Genomic DNA, 23,238 nt, shown 5'->3' with positions numbered 1-23,238 from the left:
GCGAAAGCGTAATAATGATAAACTGGCGTCAACAACAACCTACATTGAGAGTCGTTATAGCCTTACTGCAAAATGGTGTATAAAAAAGCCCATTCTGATTACCAGAATGGGCTTTGTTTTTAAAAATAATTAATCTTATTTCTTGATCAATTTCAAGCTTTGGGATTGATTGGCTGCATTGATGCGCACGATGTAAATTCCAGTTGCTAGATTACCTAGCTGTAGGTTATTTACACCAGATTGTAGACTATTTGCCTGAATCTGCTTTCCTGTCATATCTATCACTTGATAAGAAGCTGTAGTATCTAATTGTACAGGCAATTCAATGCTTACCTGACCATCGATGCTAGGATTAGGATAAAGTCTCAATCCTGCGAGCGCACTACCTACTTCATCAATCGATAAGGTAGCTTGAGATTCAAAAGAACCTATATCGCGTGCTCCAAAATTAGCTTGTCCTATCTGATCGTTGAATGTCAACGATGGATCACCAGCGTCTTGAGCTCTGGTACCGTTAAGCAAGGCTAGCGTGAAATTGTCGCCACCATTATCTTGCAGTTCGCCTAGAGAACCAAATTCTGGATCCTCAACACTACCCACAATATCATTTGACATCGCGGTAAAGCTGCCTAGGTCATCAATTTCAATCAAGTTATAATCAGCAGATGTAACTCGAGAGACATTGAAATCAGAAGATGCTTCATTTTCAGCAACCAAAGTACTGTTGATAGTAAAGATACCAGCATCAGACGCTAGTCCACCACCAGTACCACCAGCCGTATTACGACCTACTGTGACAGCTCTCAAAGTAGCACTAGAGCCAGCGTTGTAAATTCCACCACCATCTAGGGTAGCTTCGTTTTGAGCAATCGTTGATAGGTCAACCGTAAGGTCTCCTTCCTGATTGGATATACCACCACCGTTTGAGGCACTGGTGTTGTTTGAGATAGTACTATTGAGTACCTCTGTATCACCACCGTTGTTAAAAATTGCACCACCACCAGTATCTGCCGCTGTACCTTCTGTACTATTGCCATCTAGAGTCGAGTTGATAACAGTTAGTGTGCTATTTCTTTGATTCCACAACGCGCCACCTTCTGATGCAGCAACATTATTGTTAATCGTACTGTTTTCAATAGTCACATCTGTGCTACCACTTATATGCAGCGCGCCGCCATTACCAGGAGCAGCCGTTCCAGCTGTTCCATTGACGTCATTACCAGAAATATCTGAATTATTGATATTAACCTGACCATCAATAACCTCAATGGCTCCACCAGCTCTATTGGCTGAGTTTCCAGTAAAGGATACATTCTCCATTTCTATTAGCCCATTAGTACTGAAAAAAGCACCACCAGAACCAGATGCTCCATTAGCGAGATTTCCCGTGGCCTCAACGTTTTCAATATTCATGGTACCACCGTTATTGAATAATGCACCACCACCATTGTCTGCAGCATCACCGGAAGCGATGTTGGCGTTAAAGTCACTGTCAGATACCGTCATGGTACCAGATCCATTCCAGAAACCACCACCTTCGGCAGCCGCTAGATTACCGTCAACAGATGCATTTGTAATCGTATTGCTTCCTGGGCCAGTGACGTGAATCGCACCACCGTTACCAGGACCACCGTTTGCGGTAAAACCAGTATCGCTATCACTGTCACTATCAACATCTAGTCCTACAGAATTACCTGTAAAATTAACGTTGGTAAGTGTGTTTGAGTTTGTGTCCAACGTCCAGTCTTCAATACCACCACCAGCTCTACTGGCGCTGTTGTTATTGATTTCTACCGGACTAGCTTCACTACCATTGATTGTTAGTGTAGTTCCTGTGGCCATTAAAATACCACCACCAGAACCTTGTACTCCAGTTGCCATATTGTTAGAAATGACGGTTCCTTCATTGATCACGACAGATCCAGCTCCATCTTCAGCAAAGATTCCACCACCACCGACTATCTGTACTGAGGTTCCTGCGGTCGCATCGGCTGGGACAAGATCGCCACGAGCATCATTACTAGAAATGGTTGTTCCATTAATAGTCATGACACCTTGATTGTTCCATAGTCCACCACCTTCTTTGGCAGCGATGTTGTTATTAACCGTACCACCATTAATGGTTACAGGTGCTGCTCCACTCACGTGGAGTCCACCACCATTACCTGGTGCGCCCATACCAGTTACAACACCGGTAAAGTTTGAATCAAGAGTTACATTGTTAAGTTCTACAGAACTTTCGCCATTAGTCTCAATACCACCACCAGCACGATTTGACTCGTTACTTGAAATCTCAGAATCACTCACTACCAAAACTCCAGCAGCGTTTAAAATTCCACCACCAGTTGATTGTGCTCCAGTAGCGCTGTTGTTAGAAACGGTTGTATTGTTGGTAACATTAAGAGTACCGCCTTCATTGAAAAGTCCACCACCACCAGCAGCACCAGCAACTTCAGTATCATTACCTGCAGCAATATTGTTTATGATTGTAGTTCCAGAAACGCTCATGGTTCCAGATCCATTCCAGAATCCACCACCTTCATTCGCTGCTGTATTACCGTCAACCGTACCGCCTGTGATAACATTATCTCCAGGTCCAGTCACGTGAATAGCACCACCGTTTCCAGGGCCGCCATTAGCGGTAAAATCTGTCGCGTCAACACCAACGGTATTGCCAGAGAAATTCACATTCGTCATGGTATTTTCATTGGCACTCAAAGACCAGTCTTCAATACCACCACCAGCTCTACTGGCGCTATTGTTATTGATTTCTACAGGACTCGCTTCACTACCGTTAATTGTTAGTGTTGTTCCTGTGGCCATTAAAATACCACCACCAGAACCTTGAACTCCAGTTGCTACATTGTTAGCAATGACGGTTCCTTCATTGATCACAACAGATCCATTGCCATCTTCAGCAAAGATTCCACCACCACCAACGATTTGTACTGATGTTCCTGCGGTTGCATCTGCTGGTACAAGATCGCCACGAGCATCATTACCAGAAATGGTTGTTCCATTAATAGTCATGACACCTTGATTGTTCCATAATCCACCACCTTCTTTGGCAGCGATATTGTTATTAACCGTACCACCATTAATGGTTACAGGTGCAGCACCACTCACGTGCAGTCCACCACCATTGCCTGGCGCGCCCATACCAGTTACAACACCGGTAAAGTTTGAATCAAGAGTTACATTGTTAAGTTCTACAGAACTGTCTCCATTAGTCTCAATACCACCACCAGCGCGATTTGATTCATTGCCAGAAATCTCAGAATCACTTACTACCAAAACTCCAGCAGCGTTTAAAATTCCACCACCAGTTGATTGTGCTCCAGTAGCGCTGTTGTTAGAAACTGTTGTATTGTTGGTAACATTTAGAGTACCGCCTTCATTGAAAAGTCCACCACCACCAGCAGCACCAGCAACTTCAGTATCATTACCTGCAGCGATGTTGTTTGTGATTGTAGTTCCAGAAACGCTCATGGTTCCAGATCCATTCCAGAATCCACCACCTTCATTGGCAGCCGTATTACCGTCAACCGTACCGCCTGTGATAACATTGTCTCCAGGTCCAGTCACGTGAATAGCACCACCGTTTCCAGGGCCGCCATTAGCGGTAAAACCTGTCGCGTCAGCACCAGCGGTATTTCCAGAGAAATTCACATTGGTAAGTGTGTTAGCGTTTGCATCTAGCGACCAGTCTTCAATACCACCACCAGCTCTACTGGCGCTGTTATTATTGATTTCTACTGGATTATCGCCACTTCCATTGATAGTCAAGGTTGTTCCTGTGGCCATTAAAATACCACCACCAGAACCTTGTACTCCTGTAGCGACATTGTTAGAAATGATAGTTCCTTCATTGATCACAACAGATCCAGGACCGTCGTTGGCAAAAATTCCGCCACCACCAACAATTTGTACTGATGTTCCTGCTGTAGCATCAGCTGGTACTAAGTCTCCTTGTGCATCATTATTCGATATGGTAGCACCATTAATTGTAAGAACTCCAGATCCATTCCATAGACCACCACCTTCTTTGCCAGCAATATTTGCATCAATTAGACCGCCGTTGAAGGTGTATGAAGAAGAGCCGGTAATATGTAATGCACCACCATTACCAGGACTAGATCCTGCATTATTACTAGAGAAAGTGGAATTATCTACAACGATAACTGCACCGCTATTAGCGTTATCTTCTATAGCGCCACCAGCACGTTGTGAAGAATTTAAGTTGAAGGTCGCGCCATCAATAGAAAGAACTCCAGCTGATGAATTGAGAATCGCACCACCGCTACCAGCAGTACCGGTTGCAGCATTTGATTCAAATTGAGAAGAACCGGAAACGTTCACCACAGCACCGTTGTTGAAAATAGCACCACCACCTTCAGTTGCGGCATTACCGGTCGCTGTATTACCGGTAAAGTCTGTATTATTCAAGTTTAGGACCGTTGTGGCACCGCTCACTTGTATGGCACCACCACTTGATGCTGTACCTGATGTGAAATTCAAATCAGAAAGATTTATGATACTGGCCACAGTCGCATCAATATTGAAAATGCGATTTGAAGAAGTACCAGCGATAGTGGTCCTGCTCTCACCATTAAGGCCTTCTATGCTAATATTACCTAAAGTCCCTACTTCAATAGGTCCTTGGGTAACATTGATGGTCTGTCCTGCAATAGAAGGATCAAAGGTCACCGTGCCGCCTATGCCGGCATCAGCAATCTCGTTTCTTAACGTGCCGTCTGTATTATCATCCACGGTTTTGGTAACTACCTGAGCCTGAAGCCCAGCTGAAACAAAAACCACGAACAGAAATGTCAACAGCTTTGAAGTATTTTTTTTCATGTAAAAAGTAATTAGTTGTAAAGTGAAACCCTTTCACCATGCTTTAAATGTATGTACAACTAAGTATCGTTAATTGTTAATTCACAAGGCATTACACAATAATTAACTAAAATTAACAGAAAATATTGACAACGTAATTACTTGCTTTTTGGTTTTATTAACACGTGATTTAATTTCAAAAAATTGTTTGAATCTATAAAATAACAGTCACAATCATCTCTCAGTTTTTTAGCCTGTTACGCTTTCGCGAGAGCGGAATACCAACAATTTTATCAACTTCAAGTATTATAAAGAGAAAGAATAATAGATCTTATGACAATATATATATTGTTTAATTGAAAAATGAGTGAATCCATTTATAGAATACAATCAGTTGAATGGTATTATTGATCCTACAAAATTTTCATTTGTTTACTACCGATCTTTCACTATTTTGCGACTACTAAACGGTATATCCATGCAATTCAAAAGATTATTTGATTTTCCTTACTATCAATTAGAAAAATTTCCTAGACCGGATGCGCTCGTGACCAAGAAAAATGGTCAATGGGTAAAAACTTCTACTCAAGAATTTGTTGATCAAGCTAGAGCGGTATCTCGCGGTTTGATTAAAATGGGTGTCAAACAAAATGACAAAATTGCGCTCATTTCTACTGTGAATAGAACTGAGTGGAATATCATGGATATAGGTATCATGCAAACTGGTGCTCAAGACGTGCCTATCTACCCTACCATATCTGAGGATGAATATGCATACGTTCTGAACCACAGTGAATCGCAATACGTTTTTGTAAGTGATCAGGAAGTTTATGACAAGGTCATGGCGATTAAAGATCAAGTAGAATCCTTAAAAGAAGTTTACAGTTTTGATGATATTCCTGGATGCCGCAGTTGGGAAGAAGTAAAAGAATTAGGTAAGTCCAAAGAAGATGATGACTCACTTACCATTATCATGGAAAGCATCAAGGAAGATGATCTTGCAACTCTTATTTACACCTCTGGAACTACTGGACGTCCTAAAGGCGTGATGCTATCGCATAAAAACATCGCCAGTAATGCTATGTATTCAGAGACTAGGTTGCCTATCGAATTAGGTAAATCCAAGGCCTTAAGTTTTTTACCAGTATGCCATATTTATGAGCGTATGTTGCAGTACCTCTATATCTACACAGGTTCAGGAATATACTTTGCAGAGTCACTAGAGACCATATCTGATAACTTGAAAGAAGTACAGCCAGAAGTAATGAGTGCTGTACCGCGCCTGCTGGAAAAAGTATATGATAAAATCATCGCCAAAGGCGCAGATCTTGAAGGCGTCAAGAAAAAACTATTCTTCTGGGCTGTAGAACTAGGACTGGAATGGGAACCATACGGCAAGAACGGCTGGTGGTATGAAAAGAAATTGGGCATCGCCAAAAAATTAATCTTCTCAAAATGGCAAGAAGCATTAGGTGGTAACTTGAAAGCTATTGCTAGTGGTAGCGCAGCCTTGCAACCTAGGCTAGCACGTGTATTTAACGCGGCTGGCGTTCCAGTGATGGAAGGTTACGGTCTTACCGAGACCAGTCCAGTAGTATCAGTGAATGATATGCGAGAAGGTGGTTTTAAAATAGGAACCGTAGGTAAACCACTACCGGATACGGATGTGAAAATCGCCGAAGATGGCGAGATCATCATTAATGGTCCACAGCGCATGTTGGGTTACTATAAGGATGAAGAGAAAACTAGAGAAGCTATCGATGAGAATGGATATTTTCACACTGGTGATATAGGTGAGATTGACAGCGATGGATTCCTGCGTATTACAGATCGCAAAAAAGAGATGTTCAAAACCTCTGGTGGAAAATATGTGGCGCCACAACTCATAGAGAACACAATGAAACAAAGTCGATTCATAGAGCAGATCATGGTAGTAGGTGAAGGCGAGAAAATGCCTGCAGCCTTGATCCAGCCTAACTTTGAATTTCTTGAAGACTGGGCAAAACGTAAGGGAGTAAACTACAACGACATTAGCGATCTTATATCAAATGAACGCGTATTGGAACGTTACCAGCGCGAGATCGATGAGCACAATGAGAAATTTGGTAAGTGGGAACGCGTCAAGCGATTTGAACTTACTCCTGAGGTATGGAGTATAGAAGAAGAGCACCTCACTCCTACCATGAAGTTGAAACGTCGCAACATTAAGGAGCGTTACAAGGATTTATACGATAAGATTTATGGCGAGAAAATTTGATTTTCAACTCATAATTAAAAATAAGGAGCAGCCCGATGGGCTGCTTTTTTGCTTTAGTTAAACGCTTTTATATCATTACATTTGACATATTAATCTACCCAAGTTTAAATAATAGTATTTGTACGCAATAATTGATGTAGAGTCCACAGGTGGCGCTTATAATGAAGAAGGAATTACTGAGATTGCGATCTACAGGTTTGACGGTCATGACATTGTAGATCAATTTGCAAGCTTGATCAATCCAGAACAACCCATACAACCATTTGTAGTCAAACTCACGGGCATCAATAATAAGATGCTTGTAAAAGCACCCAAATTCTATGAGGTTGCAAAGCGCATTTTAGAAATTACTAAGGATGCAACGCTTGTCGCTCACAATGCCGAGTTTGACAATCGTATGTTGCGACTGGAATTTGATCGACTGGGATACAAATTTGATATTCCAACGTTGTGCACAGTAGAAGTTGCTCAAAAACTGCTGCCAGAACAAGAGAGTTATAGCTTGGGAAAGCTGGTTAAATCACTAGGCATCCCAATTACTGATAGACATCGCGCCACTGGTGACGCACTTGCCACAGTAAAACTTTTTAAATTATTGCTGGATAAAGATCTAGATAAGCAGATTATACAGCAGAGTCTAAAGACCATGCCTCGCATCACCGTAGATGCAGACCACAAGGCACTAATAGAAAAGGTACCATCAACCACTGGTGTGCTATATTTCTACAATGATCAAAAGCAAATCATTTACATAGGAAAAGCGCGTAATATGAGAAAGCGCGTGAGACAGCATTTTACCAGCTCGCAGCGCAAATCTATTACCCTAAGAAAACTAGTTGACGATATCACGTTTGAAAAAACTGGTAATGATCTTATTGCAAACATTAAGGAATACATCGAGCTTAAAAAGCACCAACCTAGCCAAAACAGAAAAATTAAGGGTAATATCTTTAGTCATGGTATTTATACGAGCGTTGATGGTGCAGGCTACATCAGGTTTCATGTCAAGTCAACGAGACAGGACAGCAAGTATCTCATGACTTTTTCAAATGTCAAGGCTGCTAGAACTTTTTTGGGTAAAAAAGTAGAGGAGTATGAGCTATGCGCGACATTCTCTGGCATTAATAGCGCCAACGGCCCGTGCATAGATCAAGAGGACACCTCATGCCTAGGAGCCTGTACAGGAAAGGAAACGCCCGCGCAATATAATGAGCGAGCACAATCGCTTATAGAAGAACTAAGGTTTGACACTGTCAATCAAATATTGATCGATCGCGGCCGCACTGCTACCGAGCGTAGTGCCATTCTCATAGAAAATGGCGAGGTTAAGGGATATTCGTTTGTTGATCTGCAACTACAGTTTACTGATCCCGATATTTTGAGAAATCTGCTTACACCAATCGATGACGCCGCAAACGTTAGGCATATAGTCCGCTCTTTCCTGAGACACAAGGCCGTACGTCGCGTTGTTGAATTGTAGTTGGTTGATTACGCTTTCGCGAAAGCGTAACCTTTTAAAATCATATTCACACACCACTTATATTTGTTAGTATAAACACTTATTGACATGGCTGATTTTGGCGGTAGATTATTCTTGATTCCTGTAACCTTAGGCGATATAAATCCATTGGAAGTGTTGCCCATGAGCGTGAAAAAGGTCGTGGAAGCTGTGGATCATTATATTGTAGAGAACGAAAAAACGGCACGCCGTGCCATTAAAAAGCTGGTACCTTCAAAAAAGCAATCAGAATTATCCTTTTCCGTTCTCAATAAATTTACCGATGCCAGCGAGCTGCCCAGCTTTTTAGAACCGTGCCTACAAGGTAAAACCATGGGATTGATGAGTGAGGCTGGCGTCCCAGGCGTTGCTGATCCTGGTGCAGATATCGTGCGCATTGCCCATGAAAAAGGAATTAGAGTACAACCGCTGGTAGGTCCTAGCTCTATCTTAATGGCGGTAATGTCAAGTGGTTTGAGCGGTCAGAATTTTGCCTTTAATGGGTACTTACCCATCGATTCCAAAGAACGCAAGAATAAAATACAACAGTTAGAAAAACGTTCGCGCAGTGAAGAACAGGCTCAATTATTCATTGAGACGCCTTATCGCAACAATAAGATGCTTGAAGAACTGAGCAATAGCCTGCATCCTGACACTCAAATAAGTGTGGCTTGTGATATCACCTTGCCCAATGAATTTATAAAAACCATGGCTGCCCGGGCCTGGAAAAGCCACAAGGTAGATCTACACAAACGTCCAGCAATCTTTATGATTCAGGCAATGGATCCTAATTTCTAGAATCCCAAAAATAGCCCGACGCCCAATCGACCACCTTCTGGTCCATGGAAATAAGTTGCCTCTATCCTACCTAGTCCTGTTAGTGATAAATGCGCACCACCGCCGTAACTATAGTGGATCCTATCACTAGATTCACCAGTGATCCACACTCGTCCTGCATCTACTCCTATAAACGGCATCCAGTATAATGGCAGTAATTTGGTTTTAATAGGTCTGGCATCATACTTCAAATCAAGGCTGGCATTAGCCGCATAATTTCCTGTAAATCTATCTTGTCTATAACTTCGTAAACCACGATCTGCTCCTAATCTTGCAGCTTGATAAAACACTGGCTCATCACCTATGCGCAATTGTCCAGCAACTCGAGACTGCACAATCAATTTGCGTTCATCATCAAGGGCATTCCAAAAGGTTAGTGATGGATCTATGCTCAAAAAATTCTCGCCATTTGCCAGATTGTCTGTAAAGGACAAAACGTTTTCTAGATGCATACCACGAGTCTTAAAACGCTCGTTGTCGTAGCTGTCAAATAGATATTTAAAGGTATAGTCGAGATAATCATCTCGCTGGTTATCAATTAATGCTGATCTGGTGATATCAGGTTCTACCTCTATACCTCTATACTGGATACCGAATTGGAAATCGCTACCATAATCACCATGCTTGTAAATAGAAAGACTCGCCTCTTGTCTTTGCATTAGCACGCGATTGTCGTCAAAATCTGTGTCGCCATCAAATGTGGTGTTGTTGCCGTAACCAAAGAAGTTTTGGGTATAATTGTTTGTCGTGATCAAGGCATCTGCTCGCAGGTTCCAGTGACCTAGAATATTTGCCTTGGCAAGATGTCCTTGAAAAATGGCTGCTTGAGTTAGGGATCTGTAGTCTGCCTCAATGCCATATTTTAAACTGTATGGATTGCGTTCATAACCCAACACTGATTTTGAAATGCTTATTTGTGGTCTCACGCCGTCATCAGGATTGTAGGTTACCTGAGCACCAAAACCCAATTTGCTAGTTGGTGCTTTTCTATGGTTGTAATGATTAATATCATAATCATCGCGCAGTACGACACTAGCACCGTTTCGTTTTTCAACCTCATTCTTCTCACTTTCAAAATCATAGATCTTTACATTCTTGCCATTCTCAATAGTGTATTTATCATCGCCTTTTCCTCCAACGATTACTATTTGAATTTTTGAATTACCAGAACCGCTTATGGTAAACTCATCGTCATCGTCAAGACCGTAAATCCAAATTTCTTCAGTTTTATTATCCTTAAAACTTCTTTCAAAAAGTACATCTGCCGCTTCTCCATCCTTATTGCGGTAGGCTTTTACTGTGGTTTCCTTATCGAGACGCTCAATGAAGAATATATCATCCTTGTCAGTTCCTTTCAAGGTTTGAAACAATATGAAGTTATCATAATAGCGATTGACAATGTTTTCCAAATTTGATTTTCTAGCAAGTAAATCTTCTTGAGTCTGTTGCCATAAGTCATCTTTAACTTCTTTTGGCATCTCGTTAAAGGCCATTTTTACCACGTTCTCATCTATATTCTTCTGTATATAGTTTACAGCGGTAAGCCAGTCCTCGCGAGTGGTTCTTTGTAGCACGGCATGATCTAAATATTTAGCACTCTGACTGAATTCATTGATGTGCTCAATGTCAGGTCCATAATTACCGAACTGTTTAGTCACGCCAATGGTGCTGTTTAAAAACTCCAATAGTTTACCATCAAACCTAGCAAAAACCTGATCACGATCTCGCGGCACCGCGACAAAGCGACTTTTCTCTGAGTCTTCACTATCTTTAATTTCTGCCCAGCGCCATTGATCCTCATGGCGATCCCAATCGCCTAGCAACATGTCAAATACGCGAGCACGTATGTACATTTCCTCATCTACCGTATATTTCTCGTCTTCCCTGATTTTAGCAAACAAGTCGTCTGTGCTCTCCACGTCTTTGTTGTAACCGAACATGTGTGGCGAGTCAAAAGAATCATCTGGTTTCTCCACAATCATGTATAAACGATCACCATGAATGTCATTAAAATCACCTAAAACAGGTTGCTTAGGTATCCAGAATAACTTAGGGTGTGTATGATTAAGTTTTATGGCGCCAGCTAATCTGGGTACTGCAAATGCGCCATACGGATGTGCTGAAGTGTAAAAATCCCTTATAAGTTCTTGAGGTAACGTCTCGCCAAAATATCTCTCGGCATCAAGCTCATTAAAACCGGCGCTTTTTAAGAATTGTAATGCATCCTTTTCAAGTGCACGCATGTTGTATTCGCGATCTCCTTTTCCTATTAGTCTAAGTCCTTGCGTTTGATTACCACCACCAGCCCGCTCAACTCTCAAACCACCGTATAGCGTGTCCAGCATTACTACTGGTGCCTTGACATCAATGCCGTAAAGTTCCCGGTAATGCTTGCCGTAAAACTCCTCATCTTTTGCAGACATTTCAGTTTCTTCTTTGCTGTAAATACTGGCAGCGATGGCATCCTTATTAGTGACGGTGATCCCATCAATATCATAAGGTTTTTTCTCGTCAAAAAGCTTGTTAGAATATACTTGCTCAAGATTACCTTGCTCATCAACTAAGTAGAACAATACTTGCGAACTTTGATCCTCAAACACGCGCACCTCACTGAAACCTATTTTTCCAGCCGCAAACTTTCCCTTTTTACCTAAAGAGACAATGTTTTGAGAAACGGTCGCTCCAGAAACTACTTGCTTAATATTATCGCGATCTATGTATTGTAGACTTTCCTCATGAGACGATACTACCAATAGTCTATCGATACCAGATCCAGCGGTTTCAATCTCGCGCATCAAATCATTCATCAATGGATTGTATCTATCCTGCGGAAATAGACCAGCCTGAGAGCGTACAAAACTATAGGCAAAACCCAATCCAGGAATGTAGGCATTCTCCTGTTTGGGTGTGGTAACCATACGCATACCCAATTGACCACCATGTACACCATTGGTATATAAAGGATGATGCATGGCGAGTATAATTGTTTTGTGTCTTGCCTTGCGCAATTCATCTGCCAACACTTTGATAAATTTTTCTCTTGTGTTGATCTCGCACTCGTCATTAAAGTTGGGGTTTTTATCCCAATCTTCAATATACCATTGACTATCCACGATAAGCATTTCTACTTGATCGCTTATGTTTAATTCTTCTAATGGACAGGCATTTTCTGGTTGAAAAGCCTCGTCGTTATCCAGATACTCCTCAGTAAACTCTTCTATCTTTTTGAGGCCGTCCATGCCCTCGTCATTCCAATCGTGATCTCCTGGTAGCACGAGCGTATTGATATCGATTTTGGCAATTTGTTCTAGCTGCTTTTTAAATTGATTGGCATCCTTATTATCTTCATCATCTTTCCTGATAGAATTAGCAAGGACATTATCTCCTAGTAATAATAGATAATCATCTTTTTTTGAATTTTCATTAATATGCTGCAACATCGCGTCAAAGGCTGCTGGCGAGTCTGGGTCATTGACACCTACATTTCCAAAAAGATAAAATCGTTGGAAAGGCTTCTCGTTCTGGATATTGACTTGGTCGCCTGAAATCTGTACGGCGCGTCTTGCGCAGGCGCTGAGAATAATTAACAGTAGTAAAGTGGCGACAATCTTGTAAATCTGATTCATGCAACATATGTATAGCGCAAAAATATAATTATCGTGAAATGAGCCGTAAGGTTTAACAAAAGGTGTACGGTTTTGATGGTGCAATTATTCATTGGTGAGATGCTGAAACCAGTTCAGCATGACAGTGGTGGTTTTGAATGTCACCCTGAATTGATTTCAGGGTCTGTGCAATGCTCTTGCTTTGTTGAGGTGCTGAAACCAGTTCAGCATGACAGAGAAACTCACGATTGTCACCCTGAACTTGGTTCAGGGTCTGTGCTAGAGTCTGACTTACGAGAGATGCTGAAACCAGTTCAGCATGACAAGGTTTTTGTTATTGTCACCCTGAATTTATTTCAGGGCCTGTGCTAGATTTTGACTCTTGTGAGATGCTGAAATTAGTTCAGCATGACGGTAGTTTATTTATCCAGCGGTTTATACAGATCAAGCCATTCGGGATTTTCTTTTTCTATTAGATTGATCTTCCATTGTCGGCGCCAGTTTTTGAGCTGTTTTTCTCTTGCGATCGCATCGTTGATGTATTGAAATTCTTCAAAATAAACGAGTCTTTTGGTGTTTTACTTAGCCGTGAACTTTGAGCCAGTTCCCGAAGGATGTCGTTCCATGCGATCATCGATGCCACCTGTGACGCCTATGTATAGAACACCATTCTTTTTGTTTGTGAGAATATATACAGTGTAGTTGTGGTAGTGGCGGCGTGGCAATGGGTTTGGTTTGTTTGATTTAAAGATAAATGATTGGATTGAGTTTTAAGGAAGTTATGATCTGCTATGAGATGCTGAAATGAATTCAGCATGACAGAGAAACTTACGATTGCCACTCTGAACTTGATTCATGGTCTTTGCAAGGTTTTGACTCTTGTAGGATGCTGAAACTAGTTCAGCATGACACGGTTTTTGTTATTGTCACCCTGAATTTATTTCAGGGTCTTTGCTAGGTTCTGACGTTGGTGAGATGCTGGGATAGACTAACCACCTTTTCTCGACTGTCGCTCGAAATGGTTTCCTAGAGTTTACAAAATATAGTTAGATGCTGAAACCAGTTCAGCATGACAAGGTTTTTGTTATTGTCACCCTGAATTGATTTCAGGGTCTGTGCAAGTTTTTGACTTTAGTGAGATGCTGAAATAAATTCAGCATGACAAGTGCTATGGAAAACCTTGGTGCATGAGTTCAAGTGCCATCTTGCAGGATAATTTATGGTGGTTGTGAACTGTTTTTCTTTTGGTGAATTGTTATGCATTTTGCTTTCGCGAAAGCGGTATCGTGACCATCGTTGTGCATGAAACTGTCATTTTGAGCAAGATTCTGACAGCTTGTCACTGGGATTGTGGTGGCACAAACATTGACTATTTGAGTTGAGTTTAAAAATGAATCTTAACTAAAAGTATATATAATGAGTAAAATCATAGGAATTGATTTAGGGACGACCAACAGCTGTGTATCTGTAATGGAAGGTAGCGAGCCTACGGTGATCCCTAATGCAGAAGGAAAGCGCACGACGCCATCTGTCATTGCCTTTGTAGAAGGTGGTGAGATCAAGGTAGGTGATCCTGCAAAGCGTCAAGCGGTAACGAACCCAGAGAAAACGATCTACTCGATCAAACGTTTTATGGGTAACAAGTACAGCGAGTCTCAAAAGGAGGCAGAACGTGTACCGTACAAAGTGGTAAAAGGTGATAACGACACGCCACGTGTGGACATTGACGGTCGCTTGTACACGCCGCAAGAATTGAGTGCGATGATCCTGCAAAAAATGAAGAAAACGGCCGAGGATTACCTAGGTCAAGAAGTAACTGGCGCCGTGATCACGGTACCTGCCTACTTTAACGATAGCCAGCGCCAGGCGACTAAAGAAGCTGGTGAGATCGCTGGATTGAAAGTAGAGCGTATCATCAATGAGCCTACTGCAGCAGCGCTTGCTTATGGTATGGACAAGAAGGATACCGACCAGAAGATTGTGGTATTTGACTTTGGTGGTGGTACACACGATGTATCTATCCTAGAATTGGGTGATGGTGTATTTGAGGTACTATCAACTGATGGTGACACGCACCTAGGTGGTGACGATGTAGATGAGAAAATCATCAACTGGCTAGCAGATGAGTTTAAGGCAGATGAGGATATCGATTTACGCAAAGATGCCATGGCGTTACAGCGTTTGAAAGAAGCGGCAGAGAAAGCCAAAATTGAGCTATCATCTAGTGCACAGACTGAAATTAACTTGCCTTATGTAACGGCAACGGCCAGCGGTCCTAAACACCTTGTAAAAACATTGACTCGTTCAAAGTTTGAGCAATTGATCAGCGACCTTGTAAAAAGAACTATCGAGCCATGTCAAACAGCGCTTAAAGCTGCTGGACTATCAACAGGCGATATCGATGAGATTATCCTAGTTGGTGGATCTACTCGTATTCCTGCCGTGCAGGAAGCTGTTGAGAAATTCTTTGGCAAGAAGCCATCAAAAGGTGTGAATCCTGACGAAGTGGTTGCCGTAGGTGCAGCGATCCAAGGTGGTGTATTGACTGGTGATGTTAAGGATGTTCTTTTATTAGATGTGACTCCGTTATCTCTAGGTATCGAGACCATGGGTGGCGTGATGACTAAGTTGATCGAGGCCAATACCACGATCCCAACCAAGAAGTCACAGGTGTTCTCTACAGCAGCAGACAATCAGCCAAGTGTTGAGATCCATGTACTGCAAGGAGAGCGCTCTATGGCGACCGATAATAAGACGATAGGTAGATTTCACCTAGATGGAATACCACCAGCACGTCGCGGTACACCGCAGATTGAAGTAACCTTTGATATTGATGCCAATGGTATCATCAAGGTAAGTGCCGAGGATAAAGCGACTAATAAGAAGCAGGACATACGCATCGAGGCATCGTCTGGATTGACTGAAGAAGAAATCCAAAAGATGAAGCAGGAAGCTGAGGCAAACGCTGAAGCTGATGCAAAAGCCAAAGAGAAAGTAGATAAGCTGAACGCAGCTGACCAGATGATTTTCCAAACTGAGAAGCAGTTGGAAGAATTTGGCGATAAGCTAAGTGACGACAAGAAGGCGCCAATTACTGAGGCTCTAGACGAGTTGAAAGCGGCTTATGAGACTAAGGAGATCGAGAAGATCGATCCAGCTCTTGAGAAGCTTAATACCGTCTGGACAGCAGCTAGTGAAGAGATGTACAAAGCGCAGGCCGATGCGGCTGGCGCGCCCGGAGCAGATGCAGGTGCTGATGCTACGAGTGCAGATGACACCAGCGATGTTGAAGACGTAGATTTCGAAGAAGTCAAGTAGCCTGTGTTGAGCTTGTCGAAGCATAGACTTTGAAGAAGTGAAATAAGCTGCGCTTATTTAGTTATTGGATTTCTGTTATTAGTTAATAGGTAACTGTAAATATGAAAAAGACTCTGATTGATTTCAGGGTCTTTTTTTGTTGGTTGTTTTTGGGTTTTGCTGGCCTGCCCGCGGCAGGCAGGCCCGAAAGTTGAAACGCGATTGTTATTATTGCAATTGAGCTGGTTAGTCTCTTGAAGTACATTAAACGTTTAAAATCGTAAAGGTTTGCATATACAACCCAATTGGGAAATTTACCCAACCACCTCAAAAGGTTTGTATATACCCTATAATCAGTATTGTAAAGTGGTAAGATTTGGCTTAGGTTTGTTTATATAACCGTTGTGAAACATGGTGGTTGAGCTTGACGACCTTGGTTTTACGGCTTTAGGTTTCCGCTTCCATCGGCTTGACTGATCTACTCTTCGACTTCAAATTCCAGCGAGTTCTGTGTTTTGAAAAAATGGCGACAGTTCGGTTTGGGAATCAAAAGAGCTTTGGTTTGGGTTTTTAAAGCGGTTGCGTCTTGATACGTTTGCACGTTCTGTTCGTGCAAATCGGTCGGTTGTATTTCAAACATTGAAAGCTGGTGTTTTGAGCCGCCATTTTTACGTGATCGCCTGCGCTCGCATCAATCTTCTACCACGTTTCACAACAACATATATAAACCATAGCTATCGCTTGGATTGGATTGCTGGGTTCTGTTTCAACCGGTTTCCGCCAAATTTTATCAAATTTGGCTACCGATATATAAAAGGTCGTTCGCAAGATTTGATAAAATTGGCTGCCTGCAAAATCGAAGATTTCTCTATCTTTAGATGCTACGGTTCATATATCTGGCCGTTGTGCATAATTTGAGAAACAGAATATGAAAATAATTTTACTGACATTTTTGATTGGAATTTCAAACATCCAAATCAACCAAGAAAAATCTATTGACAAATGGATTCAAGAAATCGTTGACGAAATGATTGAAATGAATGACCTTGGAAATTATAGTGAAAAAGAAATTCCTTCTGATATAAAAGTTAATTTTATTATGGTGGAATCCGTGAAAGACATAAAAATTGAAGATGGAATTATAAGTATGCTCGTAAATCACGGCACTGGAAAATATTGTACTGAATTGAAATTTAAATACGTGGAAAAAGACAAAAATTTCTATCTAATTTTCGACGAACCCGAAATGAAAACAATACTCGGAACTGAAAGGAAATTTATTAATCCGTGGATTGAAAAAAATAAAGTATGTGAATAAAAACTATGCACAACACCGTATAAAAATAATTGCGGTTTAGTGCTAAAATAAAGGCAGTTGCGTATTTGCTACATCTAAATTTCCTTCGGAAATTCTTCGCACGCAAACCCGCAACTATATTTATACATAACCGTTCGAGCCAATTGCCTGCGGACGTATCTAGATGTCTTCCTCTCGTTCGCAAACTCACTCGTCGGAGACAATATGAAAATCAGATTTTGATCCGCAAGCAAGGACCTGAAACAGATATACACTACTCAATTCAAAAGCAAAGCGAGCGTCAGATAAAATCTGATTTTCAAGACTCCCGATCTACTCAATTGGTGTGTCTTCCTCTCGCCTAGCGGCTCGTCGGAGACAAGTCGGCAAAGGTGTGAAACGCCTTAAGGTTAGCTAGTGCATACTTGGCACGGTCAAGGTCGCCACAACCAACTGGAGCGAACAATGTATAAATGAAAGATAATGCATTCCTCTCGCTCATTCTTCGCTCGTCGGATGCTAGCGGCTTCCTGCTAGGCTCAATATAATCCAACTAATCGCTATCTTCAACATACCAAAACAACATCAATCTAACCGACTATACAAAGGTTGAGACGCCTGACGCGCTTTTAATCTTCAACATAACAAATCACTAATACCAAATATTATGTCTAAAATTTGTTCAAAACAAGTATCGCTAATTACATTGTGCCTATTACTTATACACCTAGCTGCAGCTCAAAGTGATGTTATTTTAAAAGTTAATGGCGATGAGATGAAAGGGAAAGTCATTAAAATTAATTCAGCCGACCTTCAATTTATCTATCAAAATGAAACAATTGAATATACTGTGGAGAAATCTGATATAGCAAAAATTACCTTTGCGTCTGGACGAGTTGAATTTTATAATAATGCTACTAAAAATTCAGATTTGAACCTAGAAGATCACCATAATAAGGTCGCAATTCTACCTTTTGGTTACATAAAAGATCTCGAAACAAGTAATGCTTTAATGACCAGAAAAATCCAACAGGAAACCTATACTATTTTTAAAAAGAAATCTCAGAATCTTGAGTTTCAAGATCCAACCACCACGAATGCTTTATTAGCGAAAGCTGGTCTAGACAACAATAATCTCGCAGGATATACTATGGGTGAAATAAGCAATATTCTAGGTGTGGAATATTTGGTACAAGGTTTAGTCTCTATTGAAAAATCTACCGTCACCAATTATAGTAATACCGCGACAAAATCTCAATCCACTACAGCGCACGTAGATAAAAAAGGTCATATAATCGGTGATATTTGGAATGATAATAAAAGGATTAGTTCAAGCAGCACGTATAGTTCTTCAACTCAAAATTTTTCTACCAACATAACTATGAATATTTATAATGACAAAGGCGACAATCTATTTAGTAAAGAGCATGCGTCTTTTTGGCAAACCCAAGATGCCTACAAAATAACTTTAGCATTTTTAGCCAAACGGACACCCATTTATAAGAAATAGCAGTTTAAACTCTCAATCGCAACAATAGGAACCAATTAGCGGTCTTTTTTAAAACTGATGGTTAGGAAGAGTTTAATCCACTACTTTTCTTAAATAAGACCGTTCGAGCCAGTTGCCTTCATGCGCGTCTTGATGTCTTTCTCTCGCTCATTCTTCATTTCTTGAATTCAAGCTACTTCCCATAAGGCTCAATATAATCAAAGTAATCGCTATATTCAACAAAACAATATCAATATAAACGACCATAAAAAGTTTGGGACGCCTGAGGCGCATTATACCTTTGTCGTCGTAAAACATAATAACCAATGCCAGAGAAAAAAGAAGCAGTAAAGAAAGAAGTACTTAAGAAGCAACAAAAAAAATGTGGTATAATTATGCCCATTGCCTCACATCCAGAATATTCTAAAGAACACTGGAAAGAGGTTCTGTCGATTTTAGTTGATACTGTGAAACAAACAGAATTTGAGCCAAGACTTGTTAGTGATGATGTTGCTATTGGTTTAATACACGAAAGAATAGTAAATAATATTTATAATGATGAAATTGTTATTTGTGATGTTAGTTCTAAAAATCCTAATGTTATGTTTGAACTTGGATTGAGATTAGCATTTGACAAGCCAACAATTATTATAAAGGACGAAAAGACAGGGTATTCATTTGATACTGGAGTTATTGAACATTTAAACTATCCATCATCTTTAAGATTTAATAAAATTGTAGAATTCAAATCTGAATTGGTAAAAAGGATTAATGCTACTTATGATAAAGCAAAATCTGAAGCAAATTATTCGCCATTCTTAAAAAGTTTCGGTAAAACTATAGTTCCCGCAAAAATTAATCAGACTGAAATTGCTGAAAGCAAATATATACTTTCAAAGCTTGATAATTTATCTAAAGAATTAATGTTGATGAGATTGGAACAAAACGGAATAAACGAGGAAGTTGTTCAAAGAGAAATAAGTCCGTTAACGAGAAGAATGAGAACTCGAAAACTAGTATATGAATTTTTAGACAAGAATAGTCATTTGACCTATGAAGACATCAAGAATGGATTTGTAGACATTATAAGTGAAGAAGTAAGTAATCAAAGTAACTTTATACCTCGTAAAAGAGACATCATACTTTACATAGAGAAATACTTTGAAATTAAATCGAAAGAAGACAAATAACGTTTTACAACAATAGCTATAAGTAATTGCTTGTTCTCGCCTACTTCTGAAAATCCTAGCGGATTTTCAGTTTGGCATGTACTTGCAAAGTTTAACGCTAACCCACGCAACTACTTATATCTCAGACCGTTGTCTTCATTTAAAAATATCCTTTATCACATCAAGGCAATATTGCTTGAAATGATAAAAGCTTATTAGATTTTCACCACACCCAGTAAATCTGCTTCCTTATTGATATCGAGCTTCTTGTAGATATTTTTAAAATGCGTGCGTACCGTGTGGATAGAGATATTCAAGTCTGCAGCGATACAATCTCTGGATTGATTTTTAATGAAGGATTGCACAATGGCTTTCTCCGTTTTGGTAAGTACATCAAGCGCATGAAAATCGCAGCGATCAAACAATGTAGTTTGAGCGTCACTATCAATATGGCGCACAATACCTCGCACACCATCCATTGCTAAGGGTGATTCATAAATCACACCAGTAGAAAAAGTAGGCGATCCTTCATCATCATATCGGGCATAACTGCTGTATTCTACAACCGGCGTTTCCATTCCAGTACCGGCGTGTATCAACCGGTAATACAATTCAAAAACAGTATTCTTGCGATCCTCAAGTGAGAGTTCTAGATACTTTTCCTGCATTGCGGGAAACAAATCATACGACAACGCTTTAAAATCTGCTTTGTGCATGATCTCTAGCAGCAAGTCCATTCCCTTATTCTTAAAATCCTCTACCGTTTTCCCAGTAAAAATGCTACAATTGGCACTAACGTAAACATATTTCATTGTTTTGAGATCCAGCGCATAGCTTAGGGAATTGCGCGGTGCCGTCGCCATTACATTTTGCTCAAACCTTGACAGGAATTGCTCAACTTCATCTTTATCGATTGCCTGCTGATTGCGCAATAGATCTTGATGAATCTCTAATAATGACTTCATATATTCCTACGTTTCTAGGGAGAGCGTTTGTTAACAAACATATAAATATTACATGTTACTGTTATTAATTTACCTGTAAGGTTTTTCTCTGTTACGCTTTCGCGAAAGCATAATTCTCACAAATCACTATCTCAATAATTTGTTTATCCAATAATTCAAACTATTTGCAAGAAAGCCTTCTACTCATTATTAAGATGTATGGATAACCACCGGTATATGAACAGGTCGACATCTACCGCCTAATCGCGTTACCTTTGCGGCATGACCAACTCTCTAAAGACTAATAAAGAATTACTAGCCAAACTTAATATCGAGCAGCTCAACCAGATGCAACTCGCTACCCAACAAGCGATATTGAATAACGATGAAGTTGTACTGCTCTCACCAACAGGATCTGGAAAGACAGTCGCTTTTTTGCTACCGCTATTAGAGCTATTGAACCCTGATGTAGAACTAGTACAAGCCTTGATACTTGTGCCTTCAAGAGAACTCGCCATACAGATAGAACAAGTGGTGCGAGAAATGGGTAGTGGTTATAAGGTCAACGCGGTATATGGTGGTAGATCTGGTTCAAGTGATAAAATATTACTCACAACGCCACCAGCGATTCTCATAGGTACACCAGGTCGCGTGGCAGATCATTTAAGACGTGACCAGGTTGACACCGGCAAATTATCCGTTCTCGTTCTCGACGAATTTGACAAATCACTAGAAACTGGTTTTGAACAAGAAATGTCCCAAATAGTAGGATCATTACCACAGCTAACCAACAAAATATTGACCAGCGCAACGCAAAAGGTAGGCATACCCAAATTCATGAAAATGAACTCACCTACCCGACTTAATTTCCTGGATCAACAGCGTCCAGAAATACAACTTAAGTTCGTTGAATATAAAGATGATAAACTCAAGACATTGACTAATTTGTTAGGGCTATTGGGCAATAAGCGCGGTATAATATTCTGCAATTTTAAGGATACCATTGGCGAGGTAAGTGATCATTTATGGAATAATGATTTGAGGCATTCCGTTTTTTATGGTGGGCTTGAACAACAAGATCGTGAGCGGGCGCTTATCAAATTTAGAAACGGTACACACACCATTTTGCTTGCCACAGACCTTGCGGCTCGTGGTATCGATGTTCCTGCACTTGACTTTATCATTCATTACCAGTTGCCAGCTAGAAAAGATGAATTTATTCATAGAAACGGTCGCACTGCCAGGATGAATACTACAGGAACGGCAATTTTACTCAAGGACAAAGAAAGAGAACTACCTGATTTTATTGACGGCGCCACTACTCTATCGATGAATCTTCGTGAGTCTGCATCACAAAATCCTCAATGGGAAACCCTCTACATTTCTGGTGGTAGGCGCGATAAAATTTCTAAGGGTGATATCGCTGGCCTATTCTTCAAGCAGGGTAACCTTGAGAAGAACGAGTTGGGTGTTATTGAGCTTAAGCAAGAATGTGCTTTTGTAGCTGTGCCGCATGAAAAGACCATTGAATTAATCGACAAACTCAATAATAGCCGCATCAAGAAACGTAAATTGCGCATCTCTTTATTAGAAGATTAAAACACTATGAGCGACTATACAAACGACACCGATCACCTGCAAAAACAACAAAGCTTTCTGGTGGAGAAAGTCTTCTTTGATCTGGAAAATCACAATGAAGGCCTAGATCAGGATAAAAACTATTTTTCTGAATCAGATTTTGCCACCATCCTAATCAGAGCAGAACATTATGGTATCGCCATTTACAAAATCGAAGCCTACAAGGACAAAATGCTGGTAAGAACGGACAATCATGAAGCTTACCGCAAGAAAGCGACTATGCCGCAATGGTACAAGACGGCATTTGGCAAATTCAAGAGAACTCACAAAAACATGCTGTACCGTGCAGAGTTTAAAGTATCTCAAAAGCTGCTGGATAGACAGTAATTGGTTGAAACTCCAATCACAGCTTGCAAAATGATTTGATGAAC

12 protein-coding genes and 1 pseudogene are annotated in these 23,238 nt (G+C 40.6%); 9 read left to right on the top strand and 4 right to left on the bottom strand.

The window, feature by feature from the left end; genetic code table 11:
- Positions 1-135: 135 nt before the first annotated feature.
- Complete coding sequence (locus EJ995_RS08555) at positions 136-4,857, bottom strand: beta strand repeat-containing protein (protein ID WP_126447569.1); 4,722 nt, start codon at positions 4,855-4,857, stop codon at positions 136-138.
- Between the two features lie 457 nt (positions 4,858-5,314).
- Between EJ995_RS08555 and EJ995_RS08550 the strand changes: the two genes are divergently transcribed.
- The 3 genes from EJ995_RS08550 to EJ995_RS08540 all read left to right on the top strand — a co-directional run bounded on the left by EJ995_RS08550 (position 5,315) and on the right by EJ995_RS08540 (position 9,389).
- Positions 5,315-7,093, top strand: a complete 1,779-nt coding sequence (locus tag EJ995_RS08550) for an AMP-dependent synthetase/ligase (RefSeq protein WP_126447567.1) — start codon at positions 5,315-5,317, stop codon at positions 7,091-7,093.
- Positions 7,094-7,211: 118 nt separating this feature from the next.
- Entirely contained in the window at positions 7,212-8,573 is a 1,362-nt protein-coding gene (locus EJ995_RS08545; protein WP_126447565.1) for an exonuclease domain-containing protein, read from the top strand.
- Positions 8,574-8,660: 87 nt separating this feature from the next.
- Positions 8,661-9,389 carry an SAM-dependent methyltransferase gene (locus EJ995_RS08540; protein WP_126447563.1) on the top strand — a complete coding sequence of 243 codons (729 nt, stop codon included), beginning with the start codon at positions 8,661-8,663 and terminating at the stop codon, positions 9,387-9,389.
- On the opposite strand, the gene EJ995_RS08535 is transcribed toward EJ995_RS08540, so the two are convergent.
- Together EJ995_RS08535 and EJ995_RS13340 are read right to left on the bottom strand one after the other, a co-directional pair.
- Positions 9,386-13,054, bottom strand: a complete 3,669-nt coding sequence (locus EJ995_RS08535) for a metallophosphoesterase (RefSeq protein ID WP_126447561.1) — start codon at positions 13,052-13,054, stop codon at positions 9,386-9,388. The two genes, EJ995_RS08540 and EJ995_RS08535, sit on opposite strands and share 4 nt — an antisense overlap.
- 398 nt (positions 13,055-13,452) lie before the next feature.
- Positions 13,453-13,758, bottom strand: a pseudogene (locus EJ995_RS13340) (GIY-YIG nuclease family protein).
- Positions 13,759-14,449: 691 nt separating this feature from the next.
- Between EJ995_RS13340 and dnaK the strand changes: the two are divergent.
- The 4 genes from dnaK to EJ995_RS08510 all read left to right on the top strand — a co-directional run bounded on the left by dnaK (position 14,450) and on the right by EJ995_RS08510 (position 20,306).
- A complete protein-coding gene (gene dnaK, locus EJ995_RS08525; protein WP_126447559.1) occupies positions 14,450-16,351 on the top strand; it encodes a molecular chaperone DnaK in 1,902 nt (633 codons plus the stop codon).
- Between the two features lie 907 nt (positions 16,352-17,258).
- Complete coding sequence (locus EJ995_RS08520; protein WP_126447381.1) at positions 17,259-17,648, top strand: hypothetical protein; 390 nt, start codon at positions 17,259-17,261, stop codon at positions 17,646-17,648.
- Between the two features lie 646 nt (positions 17,649-18,294).
- A complete protein-coding gene (locus tag EJ995_RS08515; protein ID WP_126447557.1) occupies positions 18,295-19,137 on the top strand; it encodes a hypothetical protein in 843 nt (280 codons plus the stop codon).
- A gap of 305 nt (positions 19,138-19,442) precedes the next feature.
- Positions 19,443-20,306: an RNA helicase gene (locus tag EJ995_RS08510; protein WP_126447555.1), complete on the top strand. Its 864-nt coding sequence runs from the start codon at positions 19,443-19,445 to the stop codon at positions 20,304-20,306.
- Between the two features lie 194 nt (positions 20,307-20,500).
- On the opposite strand, the gene EJ995_RS08505 is transcribed toward EJ995_RS08510, so the two are convergent.
- Positions 20,501-21,250: a LuxR C-terminal-related transcriptional regulator gene (locus tag EJ995_RS08505; protein WP_241234616.1), complete on the bottom strand. Its 750-nt coding sequence runs from the start codon at positions 21,248-21,250 to the stop codon at positions 20,501-20,503.
- A gap of 261 nt (positions 21,251-21,511) precedes the next feature.
- Here EJ995_RS08505 and EJ995_RS08500 point away from each other — a divergent pair, with 261 nt between their 5' ends.
- Positions 21,512-22,828 carry a DEAD/DEAH box helicase gene (locus EJ995_RS08500; protein WP_126447553.1) on the top strand — a complete coding sequence of 439 codons (1,317 nt, stop codon included), beginning with the start codon at positions 21,512-21,514 and terminating at the stop codon, positions 22,826-22,828.
- Positions 22,829-22,834: 6 nt separating this feature from the next.
- The gene (locus tag EJ995_RS08495) at positions 22,835-23,194 is read left to right on the top strand and encodes a hypothetical protein (protein ID WP_126447551.1); all 360 of its coding nucleotides are present in this window, start codon (positions 22,835-22,837) and stop codon (positions 23,192-23,194) included.
- Positions 23,195-23,238 lie beyond the last annotated feature (44 nt).

It is taken from the genome of Nonlabens ponticola, from assembly GCF_003966335.1.
Taxonomy (GTDB): domain Bacteria; phylum Bacteroidota; class Bacteroidia; order Flavobacteriales; family Flavobacteriaceae; genus Nonlabens; species Nonlabens ponticola.
This window is presented reverse-complemented; position numbering and strand designations above follow the sequence as displayed.

Excerpts from the sequence above, each read along its gene's own strand:
- EJ995_RS08555 (WP_126447569.1), bottom strand. The coding sequence starts at position 4,857 with ATGAAAAAAAATACTTCAAAGCTGTTGACATTTCTGTTCGTGGTTTTT.
- EJ995_RS08550 (WP_126447567.1), top strand. The coding sequence starts at position 5,315 with ATGCAATTCAAAAGATTATTTGATTTTCCTTACTATCAATTAGAAAAA.
- EJ995_RS08540 (WP_126447563.1), top strand. The coding sequence starts at position 8,661 with ATGGCTGATTTTGGCGGTAGATTATTCTTGATTCCTGTAACCTTAGGC.
- EJ995_RS08535 (WP_126447561.1), bottom strand. The coding sequence starts at position 13,054 with ATGAATCAGATTTACAAGATTGTCGCCACTTTACTACTGTTAATTATT.
- dnaK (WP_126447559.1), top strand. The coding sequence starts at position 14,450 with ATGAGTAAAATCATAGGAATTGATTTAGGGACGACCAACAGCTGTGTA.
- EJ995_RS08520 (WP_126447381.1), top strand. The coding sequence starts at position 17,259 with ATGAAAATAATTTTACTGACATTTTTGATTGGAATTTCAAACATCCAA.
- EJ995_RS08515 (WP_126447557.1), top strand. The coding sequence starts at position 18,295 with ATGTCTAAAATTTGTTCAAAACAAGTATCGCTAATTACATTGTGCCTA.
- EJ995_RS08510 (WP_126447555.1), top strand. The coding sequence starts at position 19,443 with ATGCCAGAGAAAAAAGAAGCAGTAAAGAAAGAAGTACTTAAGAAGCAA.
- EJ995_RS08505 (WP_241234616.1), bottom strand. The coding sequence starts at position 21,250 with ATGAAGTCATTATTAGAGATTCATCAAGATCTATTGCGCAATCAGCAG.
- EJ995_RS08500 (WP_126447553.1), top strand. The coding sequence starts at position 21,512 with ATGACCAACTCTCTAAAGACTAATAAAGAATTACTAGCCAAACTTAAT.
- EJ995_RS08495 (WP_126447551.1), top strand. The coding sequence starts at position 22,835 with ATGAGCGACTATACAAACGACACCGATCACCTGCAAAAACAACAAAGC.